The sequence below is a fragment of the Acinetobacter radioresistens DSM 6976 = NBRC 102413 = CIP 103788 genome (assembly GCF_006757745.1).
In the GTDB taxonomy this organism is placed as follows: domain Bacteria; phylum Pseudomonadota; class Gammaproteobacteria; order Pseudomonadales; family Moraxellaceae; genus Acinetobacter; species Acinetobacter radioresistens.
In genome coordinates this window covers 272,336-299,159 of sequence record NZ_AP019740.1, presented here as the reverse complement: position 1 = coordinate 299,159, position 26,824 = coordinate 272,336, and the positions used below count along the sequence as shown (strand labels likewise).

General features: G+C 44.2%; 25 protein-coding genes and 3 tRNA genes. 9 read left to right on the top strand and 19 right to left on the bottom strand.

Features of this window, described 5'->3' with window-relative positions; all coding sequences use genetic code 11:
- Positions 1-7: 7 nt before the first annotated feature.
- The 7 genes from nusA to tpiA form a co-directional block, all read right to left on the bottom strand.
- Positions 8-1,492, bottom strand: coding sequence for a transcription termination factor NusA (nusA, locus tag ACRAD_RS01400; protein ID WP_005023080.1), 1,485 nt, complete (start codon positions 1,490-1,492; stop codon positions 8-10).
- Between the two features lie 40 nt (positions 1,493-1,532).
- Positions 1,533-2,057 carry a ribosome maturation factor RimP gene (gene rimP / locus ACRAD_RS01395; protein WP_005016981.1) on the bottom strand — a complete coding sequence of 175 codons (525 nt, stop codon included), beginning with the start codon at positions 2,055-2,057 and terminating at the stop codon, positions 1,533-1,535.
- Positions 2,058-2,264: 207 nt separating this feature from the next.
- Positions 2,265-2,341: transfer RNA gene (locus ACRAD_RS01390), tRNA-Met, on the bottom strand.
- 86 nt (positions 2,342-2,427) lie between these two features.
- Positions 2,428-2,504: transfer RNA gene (locus tag ACRAD_RS01385), tRNA-Met, on the bottom strand.
- Between the two features lie 42 nt (positions 2,505-2,546).
- A tRNA-Leu gene (locus tag ACRAD_RS01380) sits at positions 2,547-2,631 on the bottom strand.
- Positions 2,632-2,683: 52 nt separating this feature from the next.
- Complete coding sequence (gene secG / locus ACRAD_RS01375) at positions 2,684-3,013, bottom strand: preprotein translocase subunit SecG (protein WP_005023077.1); 330 nt, start codon at positions 3,011-3,013, stop codon at positions 2,684-2,686.
- A 10-nt stretch (positions 3,014-3,023) separates the two neighbouring features.
- Positions 3,024-3,818, bottom strand: a complete 795-nt coding sequence (gene tpiA, locus ACRAD_RS01370) for a triose-phosphate isomerase (RefSeq protein WP_005023075.1) — start codon at positions 3,816-3,818, stop codon at positions 3,024-3,026.
- 288 nt (positions 3,819-4,106) lie between these two features.
- On the opposite strand from tpiA, the gene pilB reads away from it, so the two are divergent.
- The 4 genes from pilB to coaE are packed head-to-tail and all read left to right on the top strand — an operon-like array spanning position 4,107 to position 8,545.
- Positions 4,107-5,816: a type IV-A pilus assembly ATPase PilB gene (gene pilB / locus ACRAD_RS01365; protein WP_005023073.1), complete on the top strand. Its 1,710-nt coding sequence runs from the start codon at positions 4,107-4,109 to the stop codon at positions 5,814-5,816.
- A 29-nt stretch (positions 5,817-5,845) separates the two neighbouring features.
- Entirely contained in the window at positions 5,846-7,072 is a 1,227-nt protein-coding gene (locus tag ACRAD_RS01360) for a type II secretion system F family protein (RefSeq protein WP_005016988.1), read from the top strand.
- Positions 7,072-7,932 carry a prepilin peptidase gene (locus tag ACRAD_RS01355; protein WP_005016989.1) on the top strand — a complete coding sequence of 287 codons (861 nt, stop codon included), beginning with the start codon at positions 7,072-7,074 and terminating at the stop codon, positions 7,930-7,932. Before ACRAD_RS01360 ends, ACRAD_RS01355 begins: the two co-directional genes overlap by 1 nt.
- A gap of 1 nt (position 7,933) precedes the next feature.
- Entirely contained in the window at positions 7,934-8,545 is a 612-nt protein-coding gene (coaE, locus tag ACRAD_RS01350; RefSeq protein ID WP_005016991.1) for a dephospho-CoA kinase, read from the top strand.
- Here coaE and ACRAD_RS01345 read toward each other — a convergent pair.
- The 4 genes from ACRAD_RS01345 to ACRAD_RS16405 form a co-directional block, all read right to left on the bottom strand.
- Positions 8,542-9,477 carry a DMT family transporter gene (locus ACRAD_RS01345; RefSeq protein ID WP_005016993.1) on the bottom strand — a complete coding sequence of 312 codons (936 nt, stop codon included), beginning with the start codon at positions 9,475-9,477 and terminating at the stop codon, positions 8,542-8,544. The genes coaE and ACRAD_RS01345 overlap by 4 nt on opposite strands.
- Positions 9,478-9,501: 24 nt before the next feature.
- Positions 9,502-10,254 (bottom strand): 23S rRNA (guanosine(2251)-2'-O)-methyltransferase RlmB, encoded by a 753-nt coding sequence (rlmB, locus tag ACRAD_RS01340; protein WP_005023068.1) that lies wholly within the window; start codon positions 10,252-10,254, stop codon positions 9,502-9,504.
- A 103-nt stretch (positions 10,255-10,357) separates the two neighbouring features.
- Positions 10,358-10,681, bottom strand: coding sequence for a pyrimidine/purine nucleoside phosphorylase (ppnP, locus tag ACRAD_RS01335; protein WP_005016998.1), 324 nt, complete (start codon positions 10,679-10,681; stop codon positions 10,358-10,360).
- 67 nt (positions 10,682-10,748) lie between these two features.
- Positions 10,749-10,886: a hypothetical protein gene (locus ACRAD_RS16405; RefSeq protein ID WP_016801149.1), complete on the bottom strand. Its 138-nt coding sequence runs from the start codon at positions 10,884-10,886 to the stop codon at positions 10,749-10,751.
- A 402-nt stretch (positions 10,887-11,288) separates the two neighbouring features.
- Between ACRAD_RS16405 and recN the strand changes: the two genes are divergently transcribed.
- The 3 genes from recN (at position 11,289) to ruvX (ending at position 14,269) form a co-directional block, all read left to right on the top strand.
- On the top strand, positions 11,289-12,950 hold the full coding sequence (recN, locus tag ACRAD_RS01330) for a DNA repair protein RecN (RefSeq protein ID WP_005023065.1): 1,662 nt from the start codon (positions 11,289-11,291) through the stop codon (positions 12,948-12,950).
- 328 nt (positions 12,951-13,278) lie between these two features.
- A complete protein-coding gene (locus ACRAD_RS01325; protein WP_005017002.1) occupies positions 13,279-13,833 on the top strand; it encodes a YqgE/AlgH family protein in 555 nt (184 codons plus the stop codon).
- Positions 13,826-14,269, top strand: coding sequence for a Holliday junction resolvase RuvX (ruvX, locus tag ACRAD_RS01320; RefSeq protein WP_005023063.1), 444 nt, complete (start codon positions 13,826-13,828; stop codon positions 14,267-14,269). Before ACRAD_RS01325 ends, ruvX begins: the two co-directional genes overlap by 8 nt.
- 65 nt (positions 14,270-14,334) lie before the next feature.
- On the opposite strand, the gene ACRAD_RS01315 is transcribed toward ruvX, so the two are convergent.
- From ACRAD_RS01315 to ACRAD_RS01305, 3 genes are read right to left on the bottom strand one after another with little or no spacing between them, the layout of a single operon-like run.
- Positions 14,335-15,348: an HlyD family secretion protein gene (locus ACRAD_RS01315; RefSeq protein ID WP_005023060.1), complete on the bottom strand. Its 1,014-nt coding sequence runs from the start codon at positions 15,346-15,348 to the stop codon at positions 14,335-14,337.
- Between the two features lie 26 nt (positions 15,349-15,374).
- The gene (locus ACRAD_RS01310; protein ID WP_005017009.1) at positions 15,375-15,581 is read right to left on the bottom strand and encodes a DUF1656 domain-containing protein; all 207 of its coding nucleotides are present in this window, start codon (positions 15,579-15,581) and stop codon (positions 15,375-15,377) included.
- 1 nt (position 15,582) lies between these two features.
- Positions 15,583-17,667 (bottom strand): FUSC family protein, encoded by a 2,085-nt coding sequence (locus ACRAD_RS01305; RefSeq protein WP_005023056.1) that lies wholly within the window; start codon positions 17,665-17,667, stop codon positions 15,583-15,585.
- A gap of 459 nt (positions 17,668-18,126) precedes the next feature.
- On the opposite strand from ACRAD_RS01305, the gene ACRAD_RS01300 reads away from it, so the two are divergent.
- Complete coding sequence (locus ACRAD_RS01300; protein WP_005017013.1) at positions 18,127-18,897, top strand: IclR family transcriptional regulator; 771 nt, start codon at positions 18,127-18,129, stop codon at positions 18,895-18,897.
- 227 nt (positions 18,898-19,124) lie between these two features.
- Here the strand turns inward: ACRAD_RS01300 and ACRAD_RS01295 are convergent, their stop codons facing one another.
- Positions 19,125-19,739, bottom strand: a complete 615-nt coding sequence (locus ACRAD_RS01295; RefSeq protein ID WP_005017014.1) for an alpha-ketoglutarate-dependent dioxygenase AlkB family protein — start codon at positions 19,737-19,739, stop codon at positions 19,125-19,127.
- Between the two features lie 148 nt (positions 19,740-19,887).
- Between ACRAD_RS01295 and ACRAD_RS01290 the strand changes: the two genes are divergently transcribed.
- The gene (locus tag ACRAD_RS01290) at positions 19,888-21,690 is read left to right on the top strand and encodes an ABC transporter ATP-binding protein (RefSeq protein WP_005017016.1); all 1,803 of its coding nucleotides are present in this window, start codon (positions 19,888-19,890) and stop codon (positions 21,688-21,690) included.
- 69 nt (positions 21,691-21,759) lie between these two features.
- Here the strand turns inward: ACRAD_RS01290 and pgsA are convergent, their stop codons facing one another.
- From pgsA to lpxO, 4 genes are all read right to left on the bottom strand, one after another.
- Entirely contained in the window at positions 21,760-22,347 is a 588-nt protein-coding gene (pgsA, locus tag ACRAD_RS01285) for a CDP-diacylglycerol--glycerol-3-phosphate 3-phosphatidyltransferase (RefSeq protein WP_005017019.1), read from the bottom strand.
- 106 nt (positions 22,348-22,453) lie between these two features.
- Positions 22,454-23,251, bottom strand: a complete 798-nt coding sequence (locus tag ACRAD_RS01280) for an acyl-CoA thioesterase (protein ID WP_005023051.1) — start codon at positions 23,249-23,251, stop codon at positions 22,454-22,456.
- A gap of 107 nt (positions 23,252-23,358) precedes the next feature.
- On the bottom strand, positions 23,359-25,158 hold the full coding sequence (uvrC, locus tag ACRAD_RS01275; protein ID WP_005023049.1) for an excinuclease ABC subunit UvrC: 1,800 nt from the start codon (positions 25,156-25,158) through the stop codon (positions 23,359-23,361).
- A 500-nt stretch (positions 25,159-25,658) separates the two neighbouring features.
- The gene (gene lpxO, locus ACRAD_RS01270; protein ID WP_005023047.1) at positions 25,659-26,573 is read right to left on the bottom strand and encodes a lipid A hydroxylase LpxO; all 915 of its coding nucleotides are present in this window, start codon (positions 26,571-26,573) and stop codon (positions 25,659-25,661) included.
- Between the last annotated feature and the right edge of the window lie 251 nt (positions 26,574-26,824).

The window sequence follows — 26,824 nt, the reverse complement described above, 5'->3', positions numbered from 1 at the left end:
TTTCCTCCTAGTTAAACCATGATTCACGCGCTTTCATAATGAGCTGACCCGCACTCGCGGCATCCAAACCTTCAATATCAGCAATATCGTCAGTTGCCTGATCGGCCAGGTCATCTACAGTCACTACACCACGAGCGGCAAGTGAATAAGCAATCTCTCGTGTCATCCCTTCCATATTCAGAAGTTCTTCACTCGGATCTTGAATATTTTCCTGCTGTTTTAACGCATCCGCTAAAGCAGCTTCTTTGGCACGGCTTTGCAACAACTCGACCAGTTCGGTATCCAGCTCAATTTCATCGAAGGTTTCTGCTGGTACATAAGCCACTTCCTCAAGTGAAGTAAAGCCCATTTCAACCAGTGCCATCGCCAGGTCTTCTTCAATATCCAGACGTGAAACAAACATATCCAGATATTGCTGTGCTTCATTCTGCTGGCGAGCACGATACTCGTCTTCCAGCATCATATCCAGCTTGTAACCGGTAAGTTCTGAAGCAAGACGTACATTCTGGCCCTGTGAACCAATTGCACGAGCAAGCTGGTCACTGGTCGCAAAAATGATATCTGCACTATGTGTATCTTCATCCAGTACAATTCCAGAAACATCAGCCGGCTCTAGGGCACTGGCAATATACTGGGCCGGATCATCAGACCACACTACAACATCAATACGCTCACCGTTGAGCTCCTGCTGAACAGCCTGGATACGTGTACCACGCATACCAATACATGCACCCACCGGATCAATACGGTGGTCATTGGTTTTTACGGCAATTTTAGCACGAACACCAGGTTGACGTGCTGCTGCTTTAATCTCAATGATTTCTTCAGAGATTTCAGGAATCTCTTTTTTCATCAGGGCAATCAACATTTCAGGCTTGGCACGCGAAAGTAGAAGCTGAGCGCCACGGCCTTCACGGTTTACACTGTACAAAATGGCATTGATCCGCTGTTTTGGACGCAAAATCTCTTTAGCGATCATTTCTTCACGCGCCAGATAAGCTTCTGCATTATCTCCCAGATCAATGATAAAGCCATCTTTGGTCTGCTTCTTCACTTCACCGTAAATCAGCTCGCCTACTTTAGACTCATAAGCATCCGCAATGAGCGCACGCTCTGCTTCACGAATCTTTTGTACAATAACCTGTTTGGCAATTTGAGCTGCGATACGGCCAAATTCAATTGACTCGACTTCCAGCTCCCGAATATCGCCAATTGACCATTTTGCTGGGTCTACATCGGAAATCGCATCTTGACATGCCGGCATTTCATGGTCTTCGTCTGCAACCACTTCCCATTGACGGAATGTACGATAATCCCCAGTCTTACGATCAATTTCAACACGTAAACGTGCTTCTTCTGCGGTGGTACCTTCGTAGAATTTTTTCTTCGTCGCTGCAACAAGCGCCTGCTCTAAAGCTTCGAAGATCGCTTTCCGACTAACACCTTTTTCATTACTGACCGTTTCAACAACGGTAAGAATTTCACGGCCCATAAGTCACCTATTAAATTGAATTCTTCTTAATGGAATTAATTTAGTCCTGATAGATCAAATTTGCTTTATCGATATTGTTGCTATCGATTTCGAGCACCTTGCTGCCTTCTACTTCTACCTGAATCTGTTCTTGCTCCAGGTCCACACTCACCAGTTTAGCTTGAAATTTACGGCGGTTATCAACAGCACTAATCAGACGTAGAGCCACCTGCTGACCAATATAAGCCGACATCTGTTCAAGCTGGAAAAATGGGCGATCCCATCCTGGTGAAGAGACTTCAAGTGAATATTCACCTGAGATTGGATCATGCACATCAAGAATTGCGCCCACTTGCTGGGTCACCCGGACACAGTCCTGCACACCAATTCCACGGCCCTGTTCCAGCTCACCGTCTTCATTCAGCACAGGTTCTGCATTTTCATCTACAGGTTTATCAATAAAGATGCGGACTAAAGAACGTTTGCCCTGAGGAAGGAATTCGATTCCCCACAACTCGACGTCACAGGCTTCGACCGCTGGTGCAATTAAATCATGGAGGGCTTGGGTTTTATTTGATAATTTCATTTACTCTCGTCTTCTCGTGCCATTCAACCGGTCAGTACGTTCTGACCGATGCAGACTGTTATAGTGAAGCATCACTATTTGACCAATTGATGTCGACACTACACGATAGCCAATAAAAAAGGGCGTCAATCGCCCCTATATTTTACACAGAAAACTAAAGTCCACTGTGCAAAAAGGCCCACCTATTTGTGAGCCCTCTTAGAAACTTGGTAGCGGGAGCTGGATTTGAACCAACGACCTTCGGGTTATGAGCCCGACGAGCTACCAGACTGCTCCATCCCGCATCAACGTGCAAAAATTATAAACGAATTTCAAAAAAAGTCAATCTGACTTACAAGAAACTCTCAACTGCTTTACACTGCAATTGAATTGGTAGCGGGAGCTGGATTTGAACCAACGACCTTCGGGTTATGAGCCCGACGAGCTACCAGACTGCTCCATCCCGCATCAATGTTTTCTGCTGCATGCATCAACGATCTGGTTTATCGTTGGTGCGGAAGGGGGGACTTGAACCCCCACGCCCGAAGGCACTACCACCTCAAGGTAGCGTGTCTACCAATTCCACCACCACCGCAGCAGGTCGCATTCTAGTAGCTTCCCTAGTAAAAGAAAAGCTTTAATTTAAATTATTCACCAGTTTTTGGTGCAGTTGGTGAAGTTTCAGGCGAAACCGGTTGCACAGGCGCACTGGTTTGTACACTTTGCAAGCTATAAGCAGCTGTAGTCTGTTTTTTTGCAAAGACTGCCAGGGTCAGGCTGGTTACAAAAAACAGTGCAGTTAAAATAGCGGTGAGCCGGGTCATGAAGTTACCAGACCCTGAAGCACCAAATACGGTTGCCGCACCACCGCCTCCAAAAGAAGCTCCGGCGTCAGCACCTTTACCATGCTGAACCAGGATCAGTCCAATCATCAAAACAGCCAGAATAATATGTATTACCAATACAAACGTATGCATGCCGAACTCCTCATTCTTTTATTTGGGCAAATGCCTGAGCAATTTTATGGAAGGACTCGGCGTTTAAGGAAGCCCCGCCAACCAGTGCCCCATTAATATCCGGACAGGCTGCCAGCTCTACTGCATTCTCAGGCTTAACACTGCCACCGTAGAGGATGGCTATATTAGAGCCAAGCGGGGTGATTTGGCAAAGTGCTTCACGAATTTTTTCATGCATGGCCTGTGCATCTGCGGCAGAGGCAGTCTTACCCGTACCAATTGCCCAGATCGGCTCATAAGCAATCATGATATTTTGCCATTGCCCGGCCTGTACAACTTCGGCAATGTCACAAATCTGTTGCAATACCACTTGTGCTGCCTGCCCTGCCTCACGCTGCTCCAGGCTTTCCCCTACACAATAAATAATTTTCAGACCGGCATTTAATGCATTTTTAATTTTTTCTTTTAAAATCTTTAGATCATCACCCAACAGTTCTCGACGCTCTGAATGGCCTATGAGCACCCAGTGAATCTGACTGTCTTTTAATAGCTCTGCACTAACTTCGCCGGTATACGCCCCAGTTCCTGCTATACGTGAGACATCTTGTGCCACTATATGCACCGGACTTGCAGCATTTCCAAGCTGCTGTTTTGCAGAGGTCAGCGCAATTGCCACAGGCGCTATCCCCAACTGACATTGCTCAGGACTGATGTGCTGTTCTATAAGTAATTGCTTAAATTGTTCAATGAGTTGCTGGGCATCTGCGTGCATTGGGTTCATTTTCCAATTACCAACAACCCAAGGAATAATTGTCGAACCCGACATACTTCTAACCTTTCATCAAAAATGCACCACATTCTACACGGAATTCATCTATTTGAAGATAAATTTCGTAACTCCATTGCTGCTATTAGGCTTTTAAAGTTAAGCTTATTGTTCTGTGATATGTCCTGACGATCTATATAGAAAATTCTTCCTAAAGATAGCCATTGTTCAGGTTAAATACATGATTTCATACCAGAGCCCTTATTTAAACTGTGGTATTTTTCGGCAACAAAAGTATAATTTTACAGAGATCTATAAATCGTCGGTCATTTAAAGGCGCAATAAACAATGACAGTTAATTTTACTCCAAAGTTTTCCGGTTTTATTCGCCGTCTGGTTGAGGATAACCACGTGTCTGCTGCTGAAATGCAGAATGCGGTCGATACTGCTAAAAGAAACCGGCAGGATATCGTGCCTTATCTGATCGATCATTTTAAGCTTTCACCCTTACTGATTGCAGAATTTATCTCGATTGAATTTGGTGAAGCTTTATTCGATTTGGCTGTTTACGATACTGTCCAGATTCCACGAGATGTAGTTGATGAGAAACTGATACTCAAGCATCGGGTCTTGCCCCTCATTAAGCGTGGTCATACTCTGTTTGTTGCTACCAGTAATCCCACCAATATTGAAGCTTTAGAAGCTATCCGGTTTAACAGTAAACTGAATATTGAAGTTGTTATTGTCGAGCATGACAAACTGCAGCGTACTATTGAGCAGAATTTTTCTGAAGAAAGCAATTTTGATTTTGGTGATGAAGAACTCAATATTGATGTTTCAACCAGCAATTTAGATGAGGACGACAGTCAAGATAATGCGCCTCAGGAAGAAGAAGCTCCAATTGTTAAATATATTAACAAGTTATTGGTAGATGCCATTCGTATTGGTGCATCAGACTTACATTTCGAGCCTTATGAAAAATATTACCGAGTACGTTACCGGGTCGATGGCGTGTTAAGACAGGTGGCAACACCACCTTTACAGCTGGCCACCCGACTGGCTTCACGTTTAAAGGTTATGTCACAGATGGATATTTCCGAAAAGCGCGTTCCCCAAGATGGCCGGATCAAATTAAAACTCTCTAAGACCAAAGCTATTGATTTCCGTGTGAACTCACTGCCTACACTATTTGGAGAAAAACTGGTTCTGCGTATTTTGGATCCGTCCAGCGCCATGCTGGGTATTGATGCATTAGGCTATGAACCCGAGCAAAAAGCCCTGTTTATAGAAGCTTTAGAAAAGCCGCAAGGTATGTTACTCATTACCGGGCCTACCGGTTCCGGTAAAACCGTATCGCTTTATACAGGCCTCAATATTTTAAACCGTGAGGATACCAATATTTCAACTGCCGAAGACCCGGTAGAAATTAATCTTGAAGGTATTAACCAGGTCAATGTGAATAATAAAGTCGGGTTAAGCTTCTCTGCCGCGCTAAAGTCATTCCTGCGTCAGGATCCAGATATTATTATGGTAGGTGAGATTCGTGACTTGGAAACAGCAGAGATTGCCATTAAAGCAGCTCAGACCGGTCACATGGTTATGTCTACCCTGCATACCAACAGCGCTCCTGAAACATTAACACGCCTAAGAAATATGGGCGTAGCAGCATTTAATATTGCCACTTCAGTTAATCTGGTCATTGCACAGCGTCTAGCTCGACGTTTATGCAACCAGTGCAAGGTACCAGCAGAGATTCCTAGAAATAGTCTGCTTGAGATGGGCTTTACCGAAGATGACTTGGCCAACCCTGATTTTCAGGTTTATCAACCTGTCGGTTGCCCGGAATGTCGTGATGGTTATCGGGGTCGTGTGGGTATCTATGAAGTAATGAAAGTTACACCGGAAATTTCAAAAATTATTATGGAAGACGGTAACGCCCTTGAAATAGCAGCAACAGCAGCACGCCTGGGTTTTGATAACTTGCGTCGTTCTGGCCTAAAGAAAGTCATGCAAGGTGTAACCTCTTTACAAGAAATTAACCGTGTGACCAGTGAATAAAGTCAGCATTTAAAAATAAGGATAAAGCAATGGCAGTCAAAAAAGCACAAATGATGCCGACTTTTGCTTATGACGGCGTCGACCGTAAAGGAATTAAAGTTAAAGGGGAGCTGACAGCCAAGAATATGGCGTTGGCTAAGGTGACTTTGCGCAAGCAAGGAATAACTATCAAAACCATTCGGGAAAAACGTCGCAATATTCTAGAAGGCTTGATGAAGAAAAGGGTTTCTACACTAGATATCACTATCTTTACACGTCAGTTGGCCACCATGATGAAAGCGGGTGTGCCCCTTGTACAAGGCTTTGAAATTGTCGCTGAAGGTCTCGAAAATCCGGCTATGCGTGAAGTGGTTTTGGGTATTAAGGCTGAAGTTGAAGGAGGCAATACATTTGCCGGTGCACTGCGTAAATATCCCCAATATTTTGATAACCTGTTCTGCTCACTGGTCGAATCTGGTGAACAGTCTGGTGCACTTGAGACCATGCTCGACCGGGTGGCCATCTATAAAGAAAAGAGTGAACTTCTCAAGCAGAAAATTAAAAAGGCGATGAAATATCCCGCCACAGTTATTGTGGTTGCGGTGATTGTAACGATTATTCTGATGGTTAAGGTAGTTCCGGTATTCCAGGACCTGTTTAGCTCGTTTGGTGCAGATCTGCCTGCATTTACCCAGATGGTTGTCAATATGTCGAACTGGATGCAGAAGTACTGGTTTATTCTCATTATCGCAATTGCTGCTCTTATTTTCGGTTTTCTTGAAGCCAAAAAGCGGAGCCAGAAGTTCCGTGATGCGCTTGACAGAATGGCTCTTAAACTGCCAATTTTTGGTGATCTGGTCTATAAAGCAATTATTGCCCGTTATAGCCGTACGCTAGCAACCACATTTGCAGCCGGCGTACCACTTATTGATGCGCTGGAATCTACTGCAGGTGCAACTAATAATGTAATTTATGAGCAGGCTGTCATGAAAATCCGGGAAGATGTAGCAACCGGTCAGCAGCTTCAGTTTGCTATGCGTGCCTCTAACCGTTTTCCGCCTATGGCAGTACAGATGGTTGCCATTGGAGAAGAATCGGGCGCCCTTGATGCCATGTTAGATAAAGTCGCGACACATTTTGAAAATGAAGTTGACAATGCCGTTGACGGTCTGACTTCCATGATGGAACCCCTGATTATGGCAATTCTGGGTGTATTAGTGGGTGGCCTTGTGATCGCCATGTATCTGCCAATTTTCCAGATGGGTTCAGTTGTTTAATGCAAGAATTAATTACCTTATTAAGTAATAACCCGACTGCGCTCTACATTGTGGTTGGGCTTTTCAGTCTATGTATTGGCAGTTTTTTAAATGTCGTTATTCTTCGCACTCCTAAAATGATGGAGCAGGAATGGCGCAATGAATGTCAGTTGTTGCTTCATCCAGATCAGCCCCTAATTGATGAAACAAAACTCACGCTCAGCTATCCGGCTTCTACCTGTCCCAACTGTCATACGCCGATTCGCTGGTATCAGAATCTGCCTTTAGTCAGCTGGCTGCTACTCAGAGGCAAATGTGGTCAATGCCAGAATCCGATCAGTATCCGTTACCCTCTAGTTGAACTTTTAACTGCTCTGTGTTCACTTATTGTAGTAGCTGTCTATGGCCCTACCCTGCAAATGCTATTTGGTCTGTTACTGACTTGGGCATTAATTACCCTGACCTTCATCGATTTTGATACACAACTGCTTCCAGACCGGTATACCCTGCCGCTTGCCGCCCTAGGCCTAGCTCTGAACAGTTATGCATTATATACCTCGGCAAGCTCTGCTATTTGGGGTTATGTGATTGGGTTTTTATGCTTATGGATTGTATATTATCTGTTTAAAGTCATCACCGGTAAAGAAGGCATGGGATACGGGGACTTTAAGTTACTGGCCGCACTCGGAGCCTGGATGGGTCCTTTAATGCTGCCTTTAATTGTGCTACTTTCATCTTTAGTCGGGGCAATTATTGGTATCGTACTGCTCAAGATTCGCAAGGAAAACCAGCCTTTTGCCTTTGGTCCCTATATTGCGATTGCCGGCTGGATCGCTTTTTTATGGGGTGAGCAAATTATGAAAATTTATCTGGGAGGCTGATATGACATTTATCTTGGGGTTAACAGGAGGAATAGGCAGTGGAAAGTCAGCTGCCAGCCAGTGGTTTGAGTCTCAAGGTATACAGGTCGTAGATGCCGATGTAGTAGCACGTGAAGTGGTACAGCGTGGCCAGCCAGCACTGGCACAAATTCATGATGCTTTTGGTGACTGGGTGTTACAAGAAGATGGCGAGTTAAACCGGCGGGCATTGCGTGAACATATTTTCAAGCTACCGGAAGCGCGTCAGACTCTGGAAGGAATTACCCATCCTGCTATCCGCCAGGCGTTAATCCAGCAGCTACAGGCTGCCCAAAGTCCTTATGCCATACTGGTTTCTCCTCTTTTATTTGAAACCAATCAGCATGAACTTGCCCAGCATACACTTTTAGTCGATACCAGCGAAGATATTCAGATTATGCGTGCCTGTGCGCGTGACCAGCAGTCTGAGGAGCAGATCCGTCAGATCATTGCCGCACAGATGCCTCGCTCACAAAAACAGACTCTCGCTCATGATATTGTAACCAATGATGGCCATCTGGAGCATCTATATGCTCAATTACAGCCTCTTCATCAGCTTTACCTCATCAAGGCCGAAAAGCTAAAAGCAGATTAGGAGATGCGAGAGTCTGAACCAGAACCTTTTTTCTGGTTTTCCAGCTGCGCCTGTAAAGTATCTTTGCGGAACCAGCGCCATGGCTGTAAAGCTCCAAAACTCATCCCGATTAATCCAGCAAGCACAGAGAGACTTAATGATTCGCCGAGCAATGGTATAGCAAGCAAGGCTGCAATAAAAGGTGCCAGAGTTACAATACTTCCAGTTTTAAAAGCCCCTAAACGCTCAATGGCTGCCACATAAGTCAGGGTAGCAATGATTACCACAAAAACGCCGTGGAAAAGTGTCTGGATAACCAGATGCAGAGGTTCTGGCTCACTGAGATGTTTAGGTATAAATAACAAGTAAATTGGAACATAGATAAGGGCTGACCAAATTACGACGCTCGCCATAGAGTGCCACGCAGACAGCTTCCATTGCTTGAGCAGTACAGTAAATACGCCCCACCAGATGGCACTGGTAAATAGAAGGATATCTCCTATACCAAATGCATGACTGCTTGAGCGTGAAATCAGATAACTCATGACAGCTAAAGCAAGTAGCATAATGCCAAGACTTAGCCAGGTATGCTGATCAAAAGGCTGTTTAAATAAAATCCATGCTGCTACAGCAGTGGTTAGTGGAATACAACCGTTGAGAAAAATCGCGGCATGGGCAGCAGGAGCATACAAAAATGCTGTATACACTGTTAAGCAGTACCCTAAGCCGCCAATCAGTGCCAACAGAACAGACTGCCTCGTCCATAAAAATGCCGTATCTTTTTTATACAGCAGAATAGGCATGAGAATGAGAAAGGCCAGACCGAAACGTAAGGCCGTAATATCCCAAGGACTGATATGCCACTGGGCATTTAAACGGGAGAATAAAGTGAAACCGCCCCAGATACACATGGTAATCGCCACAAACAGATAACCTTGAACCCGGGGAGTCATACTGAATCCTTTTAATTAATTAACTTAACTTTTAGCATTACGCTGACGACAGGCTTCATAGAGTGCCATACCGGTCGCCACACTGACATTTAAACTTTGCAGATTTCCAGCCATCGGAATGTAAACCTTGTGGTCGCACTGTGCCTGGGTGATAGGTCTTAAACCGGTATCTTCAGCACCCATTACAATCACTATAGGTCCGGTCAGGTCACATTGCTGAAGCGGCAATGCCTGTTCGTCGAGCATGGTTCCTATCACTCGTACCTGTGACTGCTCTTTCATCTGTGCAAGCGTACGGGCCAAATTGGTAACCTGAATAAACTTGACTTTCTCCGCCCCACCGGCTGCCACTTTCCGTGCCGTCGGTGTCAGACTGGCTGAACGGTCACGTGGCACAATAACTGCCTGTACACCCATTGCTGCGGCTGTACGGATACAGGCCCCCAAGTTATGCGGATCAGTTACCTGGTCTAGCGCCAGCAATAGAACATCTGGTGTTTGTTCAAGTAACTGTTCTAGATCTTTTTCATTCATAACCGGATGTGGACGGACAGCAGCCACAACCCCCTGATGAAAGGGTAACCCGGCCAGCTTTTCAAGACTGTCCCGGCTGGCTTTTTGCACGCTAATTCCGAAAGGTTCAGCCAGTTCCAGAATCTTTTGCAAACGCTGGTCTTCACGCCCTTTTAGTGTAAACAGGGTCAGAACCCGTTCTGGCTCCAGTTCTAATAATGACTCCACTGCATGAACGCCATAATAATATTCAGGTTTCGCCATGAACGACCTCTAAGCTGGTGACTTGTGAAAAACAAAAATCCTGCAAAGTAACTTCGCAGGATCTCCTATATCAGTCTAGTGTACCTGATTTATTGCAGAATGCTTAGCCTTCTAGGTGGCAAACATAATCAAGCACATCATCAGTTTCAATTTTAAAGGTGCTGTTACCTGGTACATAAAAAGACTGACCGGCGCGGAACAGTTCAGCCTCTTCATTATTGGCAATTTTAACACGGCATTCACCAGAGATAATCTCCATACGCTCAGGCACATGGGTTTCAAAGGTAAGCGGCTGCTCTGTCGGTAAAATGACCCCCAGAGTTTTTTTAGTACCGTCTTCAAATAAAATTGTATGGCTAATACATGAACCACCAAAATAAACATTTGATTTTTTTATTACTGATACATGATCAAACTGTGCTGACATGCGTATTCTCCAGATAATGCGCATTTATATACGTTATGATTGCGGTAGTTTAATTGCGGCAGCGCAACTAATCAATTGCCGTTTCAACAGGAAAAATCAATATTTTCCATTCCTTGCCGTTCAGTTTATTCAGATCTACAGGCAGCCTTGAACCAATAGTTGAAAGATCCAGCATAACGGTTGATGAGCGACCATTTTTTATCATTCTCTGTCTATAACTTACTATGATATTGTGTCTGCTATATTTGTTGCACTTGTGCTTATAAAGATGAAATTTTTAGTTAAATATCTAATTCATCATTACATTTTTGATCAAACCGTATTTTTCATTTTGTAATTCTAACCATCAACAATATATGACTGGCATAACAACAATGGAACACTGATCTTTGCTGGCAATATATTCTCTTAATTAGTTTTCAGTATTGTTAAAGCGAATACAGCTTTTTGCCAAGAACAGAACAACTGTATTTACAAAATTTTTATTCGCATATTTATTTTAAGATCGCGTTATCATATTTTGAATGTCTTAAAATAAAAGCCATCTTGTGACCACAACAAAACTTGACTATCTTAGACACAAACCTTTCGCAGCCTGGATGCGTTTATGCTGACACATTTAACACTGATCAATTTTGCGCTTGCTGACCATCTAGCCCTTGATATTGAACAAGGTTTTAACGTACTCACAGGTGAGACCGGTGCTGGTAAATCCTTATTACTTGATGCGCTTTCTGCCTGCCTCGGTGAACGTACCGATACCAACTATGTTCGTTATGGCACAGACAAGGCCGACATTACTGCCGTCTTCAGCTACCAGCCAGATAGCCCTGAAGCAGGGTGGCTCAGTGCGCATGAGTTAAATGATGAATCAGGTGAAATACATTTACGCCGGGTAATTTTTGCTACAGGCCGCAGTAAAGCCTGGATCAATGGCCGCCCGAGCAGCCTATCTGAACTGAAAGAAATTGGACGTCTTCTGGTTCAGCTTTATAGCCAGCATAGTCAGCAGCAGCTTCTGGAACCACCTTATCCACGCAAGTGGCTAGACCGCTACAGTAATTTTTATAATGAGGCCCAGCAAGTACGTGATGCATATAGCCAGTGGCAGAAGAATATTCGCCAGCATCAGGCTGCGCTTGAAGCACAGGCTAGCCGATTACAGCGGATCAGTACGCTGGAGCTACAGCTTGAAGAACTTGAAGATATAGTTGCTATTCACTATAAAGAAATAGAGCAGGAATTTGACCGTCTCAGCCATCATGAACATATTATGCAGGACTGCGCTTACAGCCTGAATATACTCGATGAAGCAGAATCCAATCTTTCTCAGGAGCTCTCTTCGGTAATTCGCCGGCTGGAAACACATGCTGGGCGTAGTGAACAGCTATCCAGTATTTATAATGCATTATTAAATGCGCAAAGTGAACTAGATGAAGGGACAGCGCAGCTACGCCAGTTTATTGACCGGCAGAGCTTTGATCCAGAACGTATGGAAGAGTTGAATGCCCAGCTTGAAATTTTTCATCGTTTGGCCCGTAAGTATAGAACCCAGCCAGAGCAGCTAAAAGAAGAATATGAACTCTGGCAGCAGGAACTGGAAAAACTGCAACAGCTCGATGACCCAGAAATGCTGGCCGAACAGGTTGAACACGCTCATCAGGACTTTTTGCAGAAGGCTGAGCATCTGGACCAGATTCGACGTGAAGCCGCGATACCACTTGCCAAACAGCTGACTGAACAGGTAAAACCACTGGCCCTGCCCGAAGCTTATTTTGAATTCCGTTTTGATGCACTGGAACAGCCTACTGCAGAAGGCCTGAGCTTTATCCAGTTACTGTTTACCGCCAATAAAGGCATACCGGCCCAACCACTGGCACGGGTAGCTTCAGGAGGTGAGCTGTCACGTATTGCACTGGTAATGCAGGTGATGAATGCCGAGAAAACTGAAGCTGAGGTTCTAGTGTTTGATGAAATCGATGTCGGGATCAGCGGCGGTACTGCCGAGATTGTAGGACGACTGCTTGGAGGGCTGGCACAGCATGTACAAATTCTGTGTATTACCCATCAGGCCCAAGTGGCGGCTCAATCTGACCAGCATCTTCTGGTAAAGAAACTGCAGACTGATCCGGCCAGCAGTACCATCATTGAACTGGATGAAGATGAAAGGATTCAGGAACTGGCCCGTATGACAGGTGGCGTTGAAATTAGTAACACCACCTTGCAGCATGCCAGACAGTTGCGTCAGCTTAAATTCCAGCAGGCTTAATAGATAATATCTTTTAGCAATCAGCAGCCAGTTTGAGCTCTTGATTTTTATAAAATCGCCACAACTATCTTCAAGCAGCAGCTTTTATATTCTAGTCTGTCCCCATTCTGCAAGCCTTGAATAGACAGTATTTAAGGCTACATCTGACCAATAAGTTTCTGCTTTTTTGCTGAAAGGCACAGATGCTTACGTGCAGAGGATTGTATTCTCGACAGTAGTCACTTATAAGTGAAGAGACCATACTCTGTAATTTTATTGAAATTTATCTTTTTGCCTCAATTTTTGTCCAGACAAAACTTTATGCTGACAATTTAGGAGAACAGCTTAGGTGACCAAACAATATTTGACGCATCGTTGTCTTATCGCTCCTCCAGAAATTGCCGATGATTTCTTTGCTCATACGGTCATCTATCTGGCTCGACATGATGAAGACGGCGCACAAGGGATCATTATCAACCGACCTGCTGGCATTCAGATCAAGGAATTGTTGAATGACTTGGAAATTGATGCAGATAATGTCCAACCTCATGATGTGCTTCAAGGCGGTCCATTGCGCCCGGAGGCAGGTTTCGTTTTACATACCGGTCAACCCGTTTGGCATTCGTCTATTGCTATTGGTGAAAATGTTTGTATCACCACTAGTAAAGACATTCTGGATGCAATTGCACACAATGAAGGAGTGGACCGTTACCAGATAGCGCTGGGTTATGCCAGTTGGAGCAAAAATCAACTTGAAGAAGAGATTGCACGCGGTGACTGGCTCATCTGTGATGCAGATATGGACTTGATTTTTAATCTGCCTTACGATGACCGCTGGGACGCTGCCTATAAAAAAATGGGCCTAGACCGTACCTGGCTAGCTTCCGAGATTGGTCATGCCTGATGCCTCTCATCCGGGCCTGATTATGGCTTTTGACTTTGGCACTCAGAAAATGGGCATGGCTATCGGACAGGCAGCTATTCAGAGTGCTAATCCCTTGACGCTCTTCCCGATGAAGGATGGAATCCCGAATTGGGAACATTTGCTGAAGATTGTCAAAGAATGGCAACCGGACCTGTTTCTGGTCGGTTTACCCTTAAACATGGATGAGAGTGAGTCAGAACTTTCTGCCCGTGCCCGCAAGTTTGCACGGCGACTGCGTCATCAGACCAATATTGAGACCCTGATGGTGGATGAGCGTCTAACGACTCGTGAAGCCCGTAGTGAACTGAATCAGTATCAGGCTCAGGGTGGGAACCGTAAACTTGCGGCTGACAGTATTGCAGCTGCCCTGCTGATTGAAAGCTGGTATCGGGAACCAGATGGACTTAAGCCCTGATATTTTATCTTCTATAAAAAAAGAAGAGTAATACTCTTCTTTTTAATGATTTTTGCCAAGACCGGTCAAATATGATCTTTGGCTTCAATGATTCGTACTGTTGCGGTACGGCCTGATACCAGGGTTAACCGGTTTTCTGGCAATTTATCAATCATGATTTTGACCGGTACCCGCTGTGCCAGACGCACCCAGCTAAATGTAGGGTTGACGTTGGCCAGCAGGTTAGAACTGTTGCCACGCTCACGGTCCTCAATTCCTGTTGCTATACCCTGCACATGACCATAAATCTTTTCCGAATCTCCCATGAGCTGTACTGTGGCTTTATCTCCCACATGTATTCTGTCAAGTTTGGTCTCTTCAAAATAACCGACCACATAGAGCTGCTGGCGGTCGACCAGGGCAGCCACTGCCTGTCCAGATTTCACGTAATTACCAGGACGCATATCGAAATTGGATAAAGTGCCGTCTGCCGGTGCAATAACTGCTGAGCGGTGCAGGTTGAGTTCAGCCAGATGTACCTGGCTGGTGGCAGCTTCAATCAATGCTTTCTGCTGACGGATAGTGGCCTGCGCCTGCTGAATAGCAGCCTGCATCTGTTCATGCTCAGCACGCGCCTGGTCACGCACTGCGAACATCTGGTCTTGTTCCTGCTTGGAAATTGCACCATTCATTAGGCTGGCATAACGCTGTGCATTTTTCTCTGCCAGCCGGATATTGGCTTGAGACTTGATTGAGTTGGCATGTGACTGGGCTAGAGCAGCTTCAGCTTCGGCCAGCCCTGCCCTGGCTTTAGCCAGATCAGATTTAGCCTGTTCAACATCTAGCGCCTGACGGGCGACATCTATTTTAAACAAGACCTGACCTTTTTTTACCGTCTGGTTATCTTGTACCAGAACTTCTGTGACCAGTCCGGAAACATCTGAAGAAACCTGCATCACATCACCCTTCACCCGACCGTCACGGGTCCAGGGTGCAGCATTATAGTAGTTCCATAAATGTATAATGGCATAGAGAGCAACTGCCGCCACCAGCAGCAGAGATAAGGGACGAAGCAGCTTGCGCGCATCAAATGAGTTCATCACGGTCAACCTATCACCAGAGAAAATCAAGCAGAAAAATAAAGAAAGAGCCAGTGGATACAGAGCAGTAGCACTAGATACCAGCAAAGATGAAATATGCCTGGCCACATAATCCAGCCATTTGTAACCCAGCGATGGGTAAATACATCTGTAAGCTTGAGTAATCCGTAAGCCAAAATCGCCTGTATCAGCAGAATCGGAACATAAAGTCCATAAATATTGACTTCACCCATCTCAAGCTCCTGCCATATTAAAATGTGGTTGTGTATTGCTTATCCCGATATGGCAAATACTGCACTGGATATTGTTCAGTGAAATTAGCAGTCGAAGTCGCAGCTCATTATCTTCAACATTTGTGGCAAGTAAACGTAACTCTTGGAGCTGCCGTACAAGTTCAGTGGATGGTACAGCGTTCCACAAGCCTGCCTGCTCACGTAGTTCAAAATAGTGCTCGAGCTGCTGGCCCAGCTGTGCAATCTGTTTCACCAGCAGCTCATGATCAGATAACTGACCTGCCAGTTCCTGCAGCCGGCTTAAATCGACAATCGCACTACATTCAACCAGTGCTGCATTAATCGAAGAACGAATCTCAGATGACTGAACCATTTTGGTATTCAGTACACCGATTCGGTCGAGCATACTTCTAAGATGAATCCTGAACTGGGTACCATAAGGCAATACAAGTGCTTGGTGCATGGCTTTACTATGCAGGGCCAGTATTCGTGTTGCGCTGGTTTCTGGTGACATGGCGCGTACAAAATAGATCACAATCAGTGAGACCAGAACACCCAGAATCATGGCAAAAGAGCTGTCAAAATAGGTCACTGCATCCATATTGTAAGAATTACGCAAATTTAGCCCCATCATGGTATTAATACCCAGTACCATTCCTACTGGCATCAGAGAAGGATTGGCCATCATGGATACAGAAAACAGGAACATGGGCAGAAGCACCAGTGCCAGCTCCCAAAACGCCGTAATATGTGGAAAAATACCAAAGGCATATACAAACACCAGCCCAGCCGAAACCAGACTGCCCCAGATAAAGATACGCAGCACGGGTACCGGGTTATCAAGTGCTGTCAAAATACATGCTGTTACTGCCCCCATCTGTGCCATCATGAAGCCCATGCGCCAGCCAGAAAGGATCCAGAGCGCACAAACGATCAGTGTAATCAGAAAAGCGCTGACTCCTCCGCGCACTGCCACGCCATAATCACGATGTAAACTCGGATAAGTTGTAGTAATTGGAGTAATACTCTCAGGGATATTTTTCTCACCTGCCTGAATCAGCCCCCACAATAATTTAACCGTCCGGATATTATGAATAAAATGCCGGATGTCCATTTTTATACTGCTTAAAACGATATATTGTTCAGGGTTAACATCTCGCAGCAATTCATTGAAGTCAGCCTCGAACTCTGCAGGCAATTCAGTCAGTTGGCTCTCGGCTACAGGCTGCTTTTGATTTAGAAAATTCAGCACATGCTGCTGAAGTTTTTCCAGATACTCAGATTTTTTAAAATCAAGTTGATGAAGCTGTTCGCGCTTTTCCGACATGGCGACCAGATTGGCAATTACCATGGACATTTGATGCAGCATTTCCTGCAACTGTTTGGTCATGCCCTGCAATTCACCCTTCTCGTAAGACAAGTGCACAGCAAGTGCATGAATATCACTACTGTCACGGGTTATTCCAGCCAGCAGTTCGCTATAGTTCTGGTCTGGATGCGGATTTTTCAATAAATTACTAAACAGGTTTTCAGTATCATTCAGAAGTTTAGTGACACGCTGCCTGATGACCGAGCCAATATGTATCGGTAAAACTGTCGCTGAGACCACAGCATGGGCAATCACCCCGATTGAAATTTCTAGTACCCGAGCCAAAGCCAGATCAAAGATGTTATAGCTGTCTATATAGCCAATCGCATTACATACGATCATGGCAGTAGAATAACCGGCCAGCATAAATACATAACTGCGCGGTGTACGGTCCAAAAGAGAAATATAAAGTGCAAAACCGACCCATAGCGCCAGTATAATAGAAAATAGCCACGGTGTATTGATCAGGGGTGGAGTCAATAGCAATGCGATTATTGCCCCGGCAACCGTTCCGATAAGCCGGTATACACATTTGGAAGAGACCATGCCTGAGAATGGACTGGCAATAATCATCACTGTACCAATCGACCACATCGGGTTAATCAGATCCAGACGAAAAGATACAAATAGAGCCAGCATGCCAGCAATAAAAGTTTTAAGCGCAAAAGTCAGTTCCATCCGGCCCGGACGAAAGGCCAAGATTTGTTTAAATAGCATGTGGTATCTCGAAAATAGAAATCCGTTTTAAGGCGTACTTCCAAGTCAACAACAACTTACCCTTGCCTAGACCTGCTAAATATCGCACATGGCAGGGCCCTAGCTTTTAAGCCCTGATATAGATATTGCAGCAGTCAACACATCCCCGTTTTAAAAGCAGGATCAATGTTCAGGTAAGTTTTCTTTCAGACGAAAGAAAAGGAGAGAATAAACAGCACTTATTTTAATCTTGATAGTTTCTAAATAAGATACTTAATGTGAGTATTTTTTCAAATAAACACGAAATAGTCAATAAAGTATCTTATTATGATAATAAATAAATTATTTTGATTACTAGTTATTCCTTAAGCGTACTTTAATAGGCCAAGTTTTCCAGCCTGAAAATATATTCACCGGTCTCTACAATTTGTTATAAAGGTAATAGCTCATCATTAAGATTTTGGACAACAGTAGGTATACATGGCACTTTCTAGTTTTGGCAAGATTCTGACGGTTCTTGATTTATTTTCAGTTTCACGGCCTGTCATCAATGTTGACATTATCTGTGAGGAACTCGGCCTGTCCAAACCGACCAGTTATCGCTACCTCAAGGAACTGGTTTCTTCAGACATCCTGCAGCGTATTAGTGGTACATCAGGTGATTATACGCTGGGTTCAAAAATTGCTGTACTGGACTATATTTCACGTACAACTGATCCTGTAGTACAGGCCAGCAGTCCGTTTATGAGTGAAATTGCAGAACGCACCGAATTGTGCTGTCTGCTTACTCACCTTAATCAGGATTACTGCATTGATGTGCATCATGAGGTTTTCCGTAATACCGACCTGCTGTCCTATGGTCGTGGTTGTCCACGTCCGGTATACGTCGGGTCTTCTCCCAAGGTTATCTTGGCACATCTGCCAAAACAGCGTCTCCATAATTATTATGAACGCTTTGCTACCCAGCTCTCTGAAGTCGGCTTTGCGCAGGACCTGGAAAGCTTTATACAACAGATGAAAAAAATTAAAAAACAGGGTTATTATTTTTCTCAGGGCGAGCTCGACCCACGGGTATCCGGTCTGTCTGTACCCATCCGGTTTTCTTCTAAAGAAGCGCCTATGGCATTAACTGTACTGGCTTCAAGAAGCCGCTTTGAGTTTATTAACGTCAGTAAACTGATTGAGACATTGAAAGAAAATGCTGCACAAATCGAGAAGAAATTTTCTGTTATTTCAGAAGAAGGGAACTGATCTATTAAGTAATAATCTATACGATAATTTACATAAATTACTCGAAGAGATTTCTTGTAATTTTAAATAAATTCTCATATGATGATTTTGTTCTTCAGTAATTGCCAAAAGTGTTCCATGACATTACTGTTCTGTTTTTTCGAAAACAGCTCCTCTGAATAAAACAGCCCATGTCCTCCACACATGGGCTGTTTTATTTTATTGTCTCTGCTGGTCTGCCCTGCTTTTTAGCCCTCTGGCCAGAAATACCGAAATGTAAGATTAATACGGGGTTCCTGTACCCGAGTGCTTTTCATTAAGGCATGTTTCCAGAAATGCTGGGTTTCATCGCGCATTAACAGCAATTGCCCATGCTGTAATAAGACCTCTATCTTGTCATTTTGGGTTTTATGCCTAAAACAGAATTTACGGGTTGCCCCCAGACTGACAGAAGCAATCACCGGATTTTGACCTAGAGTTTTTTCATCATCACTATGCCAGCCCATGCCTTGGCTGCCATCTTGGTACAAGTTGGCCAGACATGAGTTAAACTGTTGGCCCGTCAGTTTTTCAATATACTGTTTAAGTTTCCAGAGACTGTCATCCCATATATGTCCTTTTCGTGTAATACCTGAATAGCGGTATTCAAATTTTTCATCACCATACCAGGCGATCATACGGCTGGTTCGTATATGCTTGCCATAAAGGATAACTTCATCATGCTGCCAGGCCAGCTGTTGTAGAAAATATTGCAGATAGGCTGTTGCGTCTGTCTCGGTCAGTATCTGACCATAATCTTTAACAGAGCCGTTATAAGGCAGCAGATTTGATCGGGGCTGGGCCGCAAAGAGCTCAAGGTTCATTACTGCTCCGGTCAGATCAGGGTAATACTTATTTTAAACATGGTTTTATCACTTTGCTCAATTCACAAATTGTCACAGAGCGGTGGGTTGAGCCGGTATATTTAAATCCTTAGACTGAATTTAGAACTTAAGAACAAGAACGACCTGCATGAATTTATGGCATTTATTTAAAAAGATCTCCCCTTTTGTCAGGCCGTACCGCCTGCTGGTTATGGCAACACTGGGCTTGACGCTAATCGGTGCATTTACGGCCCAGGTCAATGCACTGACCTTGCAGTATGCTGTCGACAGTATTAACCGTCTGGTCGAAGCTGGTCAGGGACTGAATGCAGGCTGGCATATTCTGGTTACCATTAGTGTAATTCTGCTGGGGAAGGAAATTATTAGTGCACTGGTTTCCTTTGGCCAAAAATTTTATGGTGAAAAACTTAGAATTCTGGTGTCACAAGACTTGGCCCAAGGCATTATTGAAAAATTTTTGACCTATCGGCTGGCCTTTTTTAACCAGGAAAATAATCAGGCAGGCAAATTACAGACACGAATTGACCGCGGAATCGGGTCTTTGACCCGACTGGTACAGATTTTTTTTATTGATATCTTGCCTCTATTTACCAGTGCAATTGTCGCGCTTGGTCTCATGTTTTATGCCAATGTCTGGGTAGGACTTGTGGCCCTATGTATCGTGCCGGTATATTTCTGGCTAACCTACAAACAAGCCCAGAAGCTGGGAGGATGGCGGCGCAACCTGCGCGATGGAAGAGAAAAAAAGAGTCAGGGCATTTTGAGTATTATTAACTCAATTACCGTAATTAAATCTTTTAATCGCGAGTCGATAGAAGCAGAGAAACAGCTCAAGCTACAAAAAGAACTGACCCAAAACCAGATGCGTACCCGTCAGACCAGCTTTTTGTTTGATGGCATGAAAACCTTTATTGAACAGATCGGTATTGTTCTGATCATTATTCTGACTGCGTATTTTGTTCTGTCCGGCCAGATGAGTATAGGGATGATCATGTATCACGTACTACTCTTCAATAACGTTTCTGCCCCTATTCGCTCGTTGCACCGTATTTATGATGAAGTTAATGATGCCATGATTTATTCAGAGAGTTTTTTCCAGATTCTGGAGGCTGATGATGAAATTGAATCAAGCGGTACACGCAAGCCGGTTATTCAGGGCCAGTTCGAGCTAGAAAATGTCGATTTTTATTATCCAAATGGACATCATGCTCTCAAGAATATAAATATGCAGACTCAACCCAACCGTATTACTGCACTGGTAGGCCTGTCTGGTGCCGGAAAATCCACTCTTATCAGTCTGCTGGATAAATTTTATCTTCCAGCCTCAGGTAAACTCTACCTCGACGGAGTTCCAATTGAAGAGATTGATACGGCCTATCTGCGTGACCATATTGGTCTAGTGCTGCAAAAAAACCACATTTTTCAGGGTTCAATTCTTGAAAATATTCGTTATGGTAAGACTGATGCATCGCTGGATGAAGTCATCGAAGCGGCACGGAAAGCATCTATCCATGAGCAGATCATGCAGTTGCAACATAGCTATGAGACGGATGCCCTGATGCTTTCTGGTGGTCAGCAGCAGCGCATTGCTTTGGCACGGATGTTCCTTAAAGATCCACCGATTATTTTTCTGGATGAGCCCACTGCAAGTCTGGACGCGATTGCTTCCGAGCAGATCAAGCAGAGCCTAGACAAGATCAAGCAGGGACGGACGGTTATCATTATTTCACATAGCCTGTCACAGATCATTGACGCCGACTATACGTATGTCATGAAAGAGGGACGAATCGTCGAGCACGGCGAACATGATGCACTTTATCATCAGGACGGAGTTTATAAGGAAATTTTCAATGCCATGGCGAAAAGCCTAAATATTGAAAAAATTGCCAAGACTTTTGGTGAAGAGGCTGAGGAAGAAACTCACAGTTAAGGCCTGTATTGGCTTAAAGAAAGTTATAAAAAATCCCCTGTATCATGGGGATTTTTTATAGGGCCACTGTTAAGGCTGCTTTAAATAAGGCCAGGCGGCCTTTAGATAAATAAACATTGACCATAAGGTTAAAAGCACTGCGGTATAAAGCAGTGCATAAGCAATTAATTCAAGCGGCGGCCAGTTCAGCAGAAATACAGAAATCGCAATCATCTGAAATGCTGTTTTGTACTTACCCACCGTAGAAACAGCTACGCTGGTCCGAGCTCCCAGTTCTGCCATCCATTCACGTAAGGCGGAAACTGTAATCTCACGAGAAATAATAACAATCGCAGCAAAGGCCATTGAAATTGTCGGTTGCCATTGCACCAGCACAATCAGTGCCGCTGCAACCATCAGTTTATCTGCCACAGGGTCAAGAAAGCGCCCAAAGGCTGAAGTCTGATTCAAGGTTCGGGCCAGATAGCCATCGAACCAGTCGGTTACTGCAGCAAGCACAAAAATTGCAGTCAAAATAATATGCCGGGTCATACTGCTTTCATGCCCACTTACCTGCATTGCAGGTGGCCAGTAAACCACCAGCAAAAATACCGGAATCAATCCGATACGTGCCAAAGTCAAGATGTTCGGAATATTCAGGATACGACCTGTAGTCATAGACACCGCCAGTGTTTCCCCCTACCACATGATCATGTAATAGAAAATTTTGAGGATTTATCCATTTTTAGTAGGGTCACTTTATACGAAATGATATTTAGTGTCACTAGGCAAACACTGTTACAGTCTGCCGGGAAATCGCAATCAGGCGATTTTCGGCATCCCAGATATGGGCATATTCGGTTGAATAGCCGTCCCCTGCAAAATCTGTAAAAGCTTTATATTTAAACCAGTCATGCAACTCATGCTGGACCGGATGTACCAAAGTGATATGCCACGTCAAGGAACTGGCAGGAGCCACCTGTTTAAAGAGCGGTATCACAGCAGGTGGCCAGATATCCATCAAGGTCAACAAATGAGCCAGCTCAAGTTCGCTATTATCATGAAATTCGGGCTTAAACCGGAACCAGCCACCAAAGTCTGGAGTTTTGCTGCCACTACAGGGTAACTGCCCTTCGGCCCAGCACAGTTCAAACTGCTGATAACACAGTGGTAAGAAGCCCTCCCGATAAGGCAGACAGTTTAATTGTTCAGGCAACGGATAGTCAGGAGCATGACGCTCCTGATGGACTTCAATTGCAGATGGGCGCTCAGCACCAAAGCTGGCCAGCAGAATACTTTGGACTTCATCATTCTGCCATAACCTTACCTCTACCGTCGTTACGGATTTACCTTCACGTAACACCTCAGCGGTGATTCTGGCACGACTCTCCTGTACCGGGCCAACAAAGGTCACACTAGTGCTCAACAGCCGTTTTTGCAGATCATTGACAGTTGCTACAGCCTTGTGCATCAGGATTCCCGCTACCAGTCCGCCATAAATGGTCCGGCCCTGTAACCAGCCTGCTGGAATATCAATCTCTTCTGAAACTGTCACAGCCTGAAAAAGTTGTTTTAATGACATCCCTTGCCTCAATTATTCTTGTGCTCGGGCCATCATGACAAGTTTTTTAAGTGCTGTGAATGGCTGCTGACTCGGGAGTCATCCTCTACTTTGGTAATTTTTGCCTATTATTCATGCAGTATTTTATAAATCGTTCGAGCCAGTGCCGGACCCAAACCGGGAACTACCATTAACTCTTTTTCTGAAGCCTTCAGTACACCCTGAATCCCACCAAAATGGGTAAGCAAGTCACGCCGGCGCTTTGGACCAAGTCCAGGTATGACTTCTAGAACCGAACCTGCACGGCGTTTGTCCCGCTTGGCACGGTGCCGGGTTATGGCAAAACGATGTGCCTCATCACGTACCTGCTGAATCAGATGCAATGCTTTATGGTCTTCAGCGAGCTGAATCTTGCGGCCATCCGTAAAGTGCAGGGTTTCTAGTCCCGGTTTACGTCCTTCACCTTTAGAAACACCTACCATGAAAGCATCCAGGCCCAAGTCTTGCATGACTTCCATTGCCATATGTAACTGGCCTTTACCGCCGTCAATCAGCAGCAAGTCTGGTAATAGACTTTTTTTATAACGCCGGGTCAGAGCTTGCCGCATGGCTGCGTAATCGTCTCCCCCGGTGATATCCTGAATGGCAAACTGCCGGTAGTCACGTTTACGTGCTCCTCCCTGATCAAATACAACACATGAGGCAATCGGTGCTTCACCCATAGTATGCGAAATGTCAAAACACTCAATTCGGTCAACTGGCCGGCCCATGACCTGCTCTAGCTGGTGAAAGCGTTCATGCAGTTCAAGATGGTTGCTCAGCTGCCCCTTAATGGCATGCTGCACGTTCATGACTGCAAGCTCCTGCCATTCGGCACGGGTTTCCCGTACTTTATGCTTGATCTGTACTTTCTTGCCAAATTCAGTCTGAATAGCCTGTTCAAGTTCCTGTGTGTTAGGTAAGGCTACATTTACAATCAGCTCAGCCGGAACCTCATCAGCTACCTGAAAATAAAAGTTAGCCATAAAGTCACTAAGCATCTGTCCCAGGTCATCACTTTGCATGTCGGGAAAATAGCTTTTACCCCCTAACATCCGGCCATTACGCACATGCATAATCTGGACACAGGTTACTCCGGCCTGATAGGCAATTGCCAGAATATCGGCTTCACCCTTGACCTTATAAACTGCTTGCTGGGCCTGTACTTCGCGCAACAGTCCCAGACGGTCCCGATAAAATACGGCCTTTTCAAATTCGAGCTTTTCTGCGGCCTCTTCCATTTTGGCAATCAGTTCCTGATTCAGCTCTTTGGTATCACCTTGCAGAAAGCGAATGGTATTCTTTACATCTTCCTGATAATCCTCAGGACTTACCAGTCCGACGCACGGTGCAGAACAACGCTTAATCTGATATTGCAGACACGGCCGTTTGCGCTGGGCAAAATAGCTGTTTTCACACTGGCGTACATTAAACAGCTTTTCCAGTACCACTAAGGTGTCACGAGCACTATATGCACTGGGATAGGGTCCAAAAAACTTGCCAACCTGATGCTTGCCCTTGCCCCGGCCACTGGCTACCCGTGGATAAGGCTTGTCACTCGACACAAAAATATAGACATAAGATTTATCATCACGCAGCATGATATTGTACGGCGGACGGTGCAGCTTGATCAGGTTTTGTTCAAGTAATAAGGCTTCTGTTTCAGACCGGGTGATTAGAGTCTGAATATCATAAATACGTGCCACCAGTGCCTGAGTTTTGGGATGCTCGATAGTTTTAACAAAATAGCTCGACACACGATTTTTTAAATTCTTGGCTTTTCCTACATATAAGAGTTCACCATCTTTACCCAACATACGGTATACCCCGGGTAAAGTGGTCATGTTTGCCAGAATTTTTTCTATATGTTCGCGTGCATTTTCGTTCACATGGGGCCTATATTGACAAGATCTTGCTCTTCACATGATGTGATGCTTTTACTGGCTTTTTCAAGCATCTTCACAATTTTCAAAGAAATTCACTAGCCTTTAACATCAAACTCATTACGTATAGATATATTATTTGAAAAATCAAATTTTGCTGGTCATTTAAGAAAACACCTGTGAAGAAATATTAATCCCTGATCTTGCTAGCCGGTTTTGTTTATACTTAAAAAATTGAATATTAGTTATCAAATAATGGTCTGAATATTTTAAATTTATTTAATTTTCAGAAATATCAATTATAGAACAGGAAACTGTATTAAACAGAGTAAAATAGCTTACGACTTATAGCAATGGGTTCATTAGTCCTGATTCAAAACACCTTTAAAAGTGCACATTCTATTTTTATCAAAATTGATCTATCTGTTTTGATGTACATCCTGCTAAGTTATGCCTGATTTATCAAAGCATTCGAATATAAAAATGCCCCGCAGGGCATTAAATTTTTAAGTAATATATGGCCGGATAAAAATCAGGAAGAAAATACCCAGCATTAAAAACCATTTTAAAACGTAATAAAGTTGGCGATTGGTCTTTTTCAATGCTTTAGCTTTAAGCCTGATCTGGTAGACATAAGCAAACAATTTATTTAAACCGCCTGTCTGGTCGCCAGCCTCATTCGGCGAGCTGGCCGCAGTCATCACTTTTTTACCAAACCAATGATTAAAATTTTGCATCAAACGTGTTTTTAATGGACGCTCTACATCGCAAAACAGAATAATCCGGTTTTCATCTGTCTTGTTCTCTGCATAATGGATATAGGTTTCGTCGAAAACTACACTCTCCCCGTCCCGCCATGAGTAACGTTGACCATCTACATCAATAAAGCAGCGATCATCATTAGGTGTCAATAAACCCAGATGATAGCGTAATGAACCAGCATAGGGGTCGCGATGTCGAACTAACCGGCTATCTGGGGCCAGCTCAGTAAACATGGCAGCTTTAATGGTCGGTAATGTTTTTAATAGGGCCGTGGTTTTTGGACAGAGTTCTGCTGCAGACGGATGGCTAGAATCATACCATTTCAGGTAAAAACGTTTCCATCCAGTCTTAAAGAACGAATTAAAACCCAGATCGTTATAACTGCTGGCTGCCTTGATCCCGCCCTGCTGGTACAAGGCTCTGGCCTCATCCCGAATCATTTCCCAATGCTCGTCCAAGGTTTGCAAATCCTTAAAATGCTGGGTAGCAATATAAGGCTGGTTAGGTACCTTGGAAAACAGGTACATTAAAAAATTAATCGGTGCGAGAAGCGTTGAATGGTCAAAAAATTGACGATAGAACGAATGACGCACTTTACCGCGATTTTGGATATACAACGCTGAAATCACAAAAATCGCCAATACGATCCATTTAATCATATAGCTACTCTGCAACATAAAAAGAGAGAGATTAGAGCTGCTCGACAGGTCAATGGCTCTGTAAATGGCGGCAATTTTATCAAATGTTGATAAAAAAGACGATAAAGGGTAGCCAAAATAGAACTCTATCTAATGATGTATTATCAATAACAACTCCCAAACATAACAATTTCAGTGCATTCAGAAATTTTAAAATTGAATTTAACAGGTTACTAAAACATAACCTGAGTATTTAAACTGCCTATTACGGT

What these genes read in the sequence shown, in the direction of transcription:
- nusA (WP_005023080.1), bottom strand. Translation starts at nt 1,492, where the DNA reads ATGGGCCGTGAAATTCTTACCGTTGTTGAAACGGTCAGTAATGAAAAA.
- rimP (WP_005016981.1), bottom strand. Translation starts at nt 2,057, where the DNA reads ATGAAATTATCAAATAAAACCCAAGCCCTCCATGATTTAATTGCACCA.
- secG (WP_005023077.1), bottom strand. Translation starts at nt 3,013, where the DNA reads ATGCATACGTTTGTATTGGTAATACATATTATTCTGGCTGTTTTGATG.
- tpiA (WP_005023075.1), bottom strand. Translation starts at nt 3,818, where the DNA reads ATGTCGGGTTCGACAATTATTCCTTGGGTTGTTGGTAATTGGAAAATG.
- pilB (WP_005023073.1), top strand. Translation starts at nt 4,107, where the DNA reads ATGACAGTTAATTTTACTCCAAAGTTTTCCGGTTTTATTCGCCGTCTG.
- ACRAD_RS01360 (WP_005016988.1), top strand. Translation starts at nt 5,846, where the DNA reads ATGGCAGTCAAAAAAGCACAAATGATGCCGACTTTTGCTTATGACGGC.
- ACRAD_RS01355 (WP_005016989.1), top strand. Translation starts at nt 7,072, where the DNA reads ATGCAAGAATTAATTACCTTATTAAGTAATAACCCGACTGCGCTCTAC.
- coaE (WP_005016991.1), top strand. Translation starts at nt 7,934, where the DNA reads ATGACATTTATCTTGGGGTTAACAGGAGGAATAGGCAGTGGAAAGTCA.
- ACRAD_RS01345 (WP_005016993.1), bottom strand. Translation starts at nt 9,477, where the DNA reads ATGACTCCCCGGGTTCAAGGTTATCTGTTTGTGGCGATTACCATGTGT.
- rlmB (WP_005023068.1), bottom strand. Translation starts at nt 10,254, where the DNA reads ATGGCGAAACCTGAATATTATTATGGCGTTCATGCAGTGGAGTCATTA.
- ppnP (WP_005016998.1), bottom strand. Translation starts at nt 10,681, where the DNA reads ATGTCAGCACAGTTTGATCATGTATCAGTAATAAAAAAATCAAATGTT.
- ACRAD_RS16405 (WP_016801149.1), bottom strand. Translation starts at nt 10,886, where the DNA reads ATGATAAAAAATGGTCGCTCATCAACCGTTATGCTGGATCTTTCAACT.
- recN (WP_005023065.1), top strand. Translation starts at nt 11,289, where the DNA reads ATGCTGACACATTTAACACTGATCAATTTTGCGCTTGCTGACCATCTA.
- ruvX (WP_005023063.1), top strand. Translation starts at nt 13,826, where the DNA reads ATGCCTGATGCCTCTCATCCGGGCCTGATTATGGCTTTTGACTTTGGC.
- ACRAD_RS01315 (WP_005023060.1), bottom strand. Translation starts at nt 15,348, where the DNA reads ATGAACTCATTTGATGCGCGCAAGCTGCTTCGTCCCTTATCTCTGCTG.
- ACRAD_RS01310 (WP_005017009.1), bottom strand. Translation starts at nt 15,581, where the DNA reads ATGGGTGAAGTCAATATTTATGGACTTTATGTTCCGATTCTGCTGATA.
- ACRAD_RS01305 (WP_005023056.1), bottom strand. Translation starts at nt 17,667, where the DNA reads ATGCTATTTAAACAAATCTTGGCCTTTCGTCCGGGCCGGATGGAACTG.
- ACRAD_RS01300 (WP_005017013.1), top strand. Translation starts at nt 18,127, where the DNA reads ATGGCACTTTCTAGTTTTGGCAAGATTCTGACGGTTCTTGATTTATTT.
- ACRAD_RS01295 (WP_005017014.1), bottom strand. Translation starts at nt 19,739, where the DNA reads ATGAACCTTGAGCTCTTTGCGGCCCAGCCCCGATCAAATCTGCTGCCT.
- ACRAD_RS01290 (WP_005017016.1), top strand. Translation starts at nt 19,888, where the DNA reads ATGAATTTATGGCATTTATTTAAAAAGATCTCCCCTTTTGTCAGGCCG.
- pgsA (WP_005017019.1), bottom strand. Translation starts at nt 22,347, where the DNA reads ATGACTACAGGTCGTATCCTGAATATTCCGAACATCTTGACTTTGGCA.
- ACRAD_RS01280 (WP_005023051.1), bottom strand. Translation starts at nt 23,251, where the DNA reads ATGTCATTAAAACAACTTTTTCAGGCTGTGACAGTTTCAGAAGAGATT.
- lpxO (WP_005023047.1), bottom strand. Translation starts at nt 26,573, where the DNA reads ATGATTAAATGGATCGTATTGGCGATTTTTGTGATTTCAGCGTTGTAT.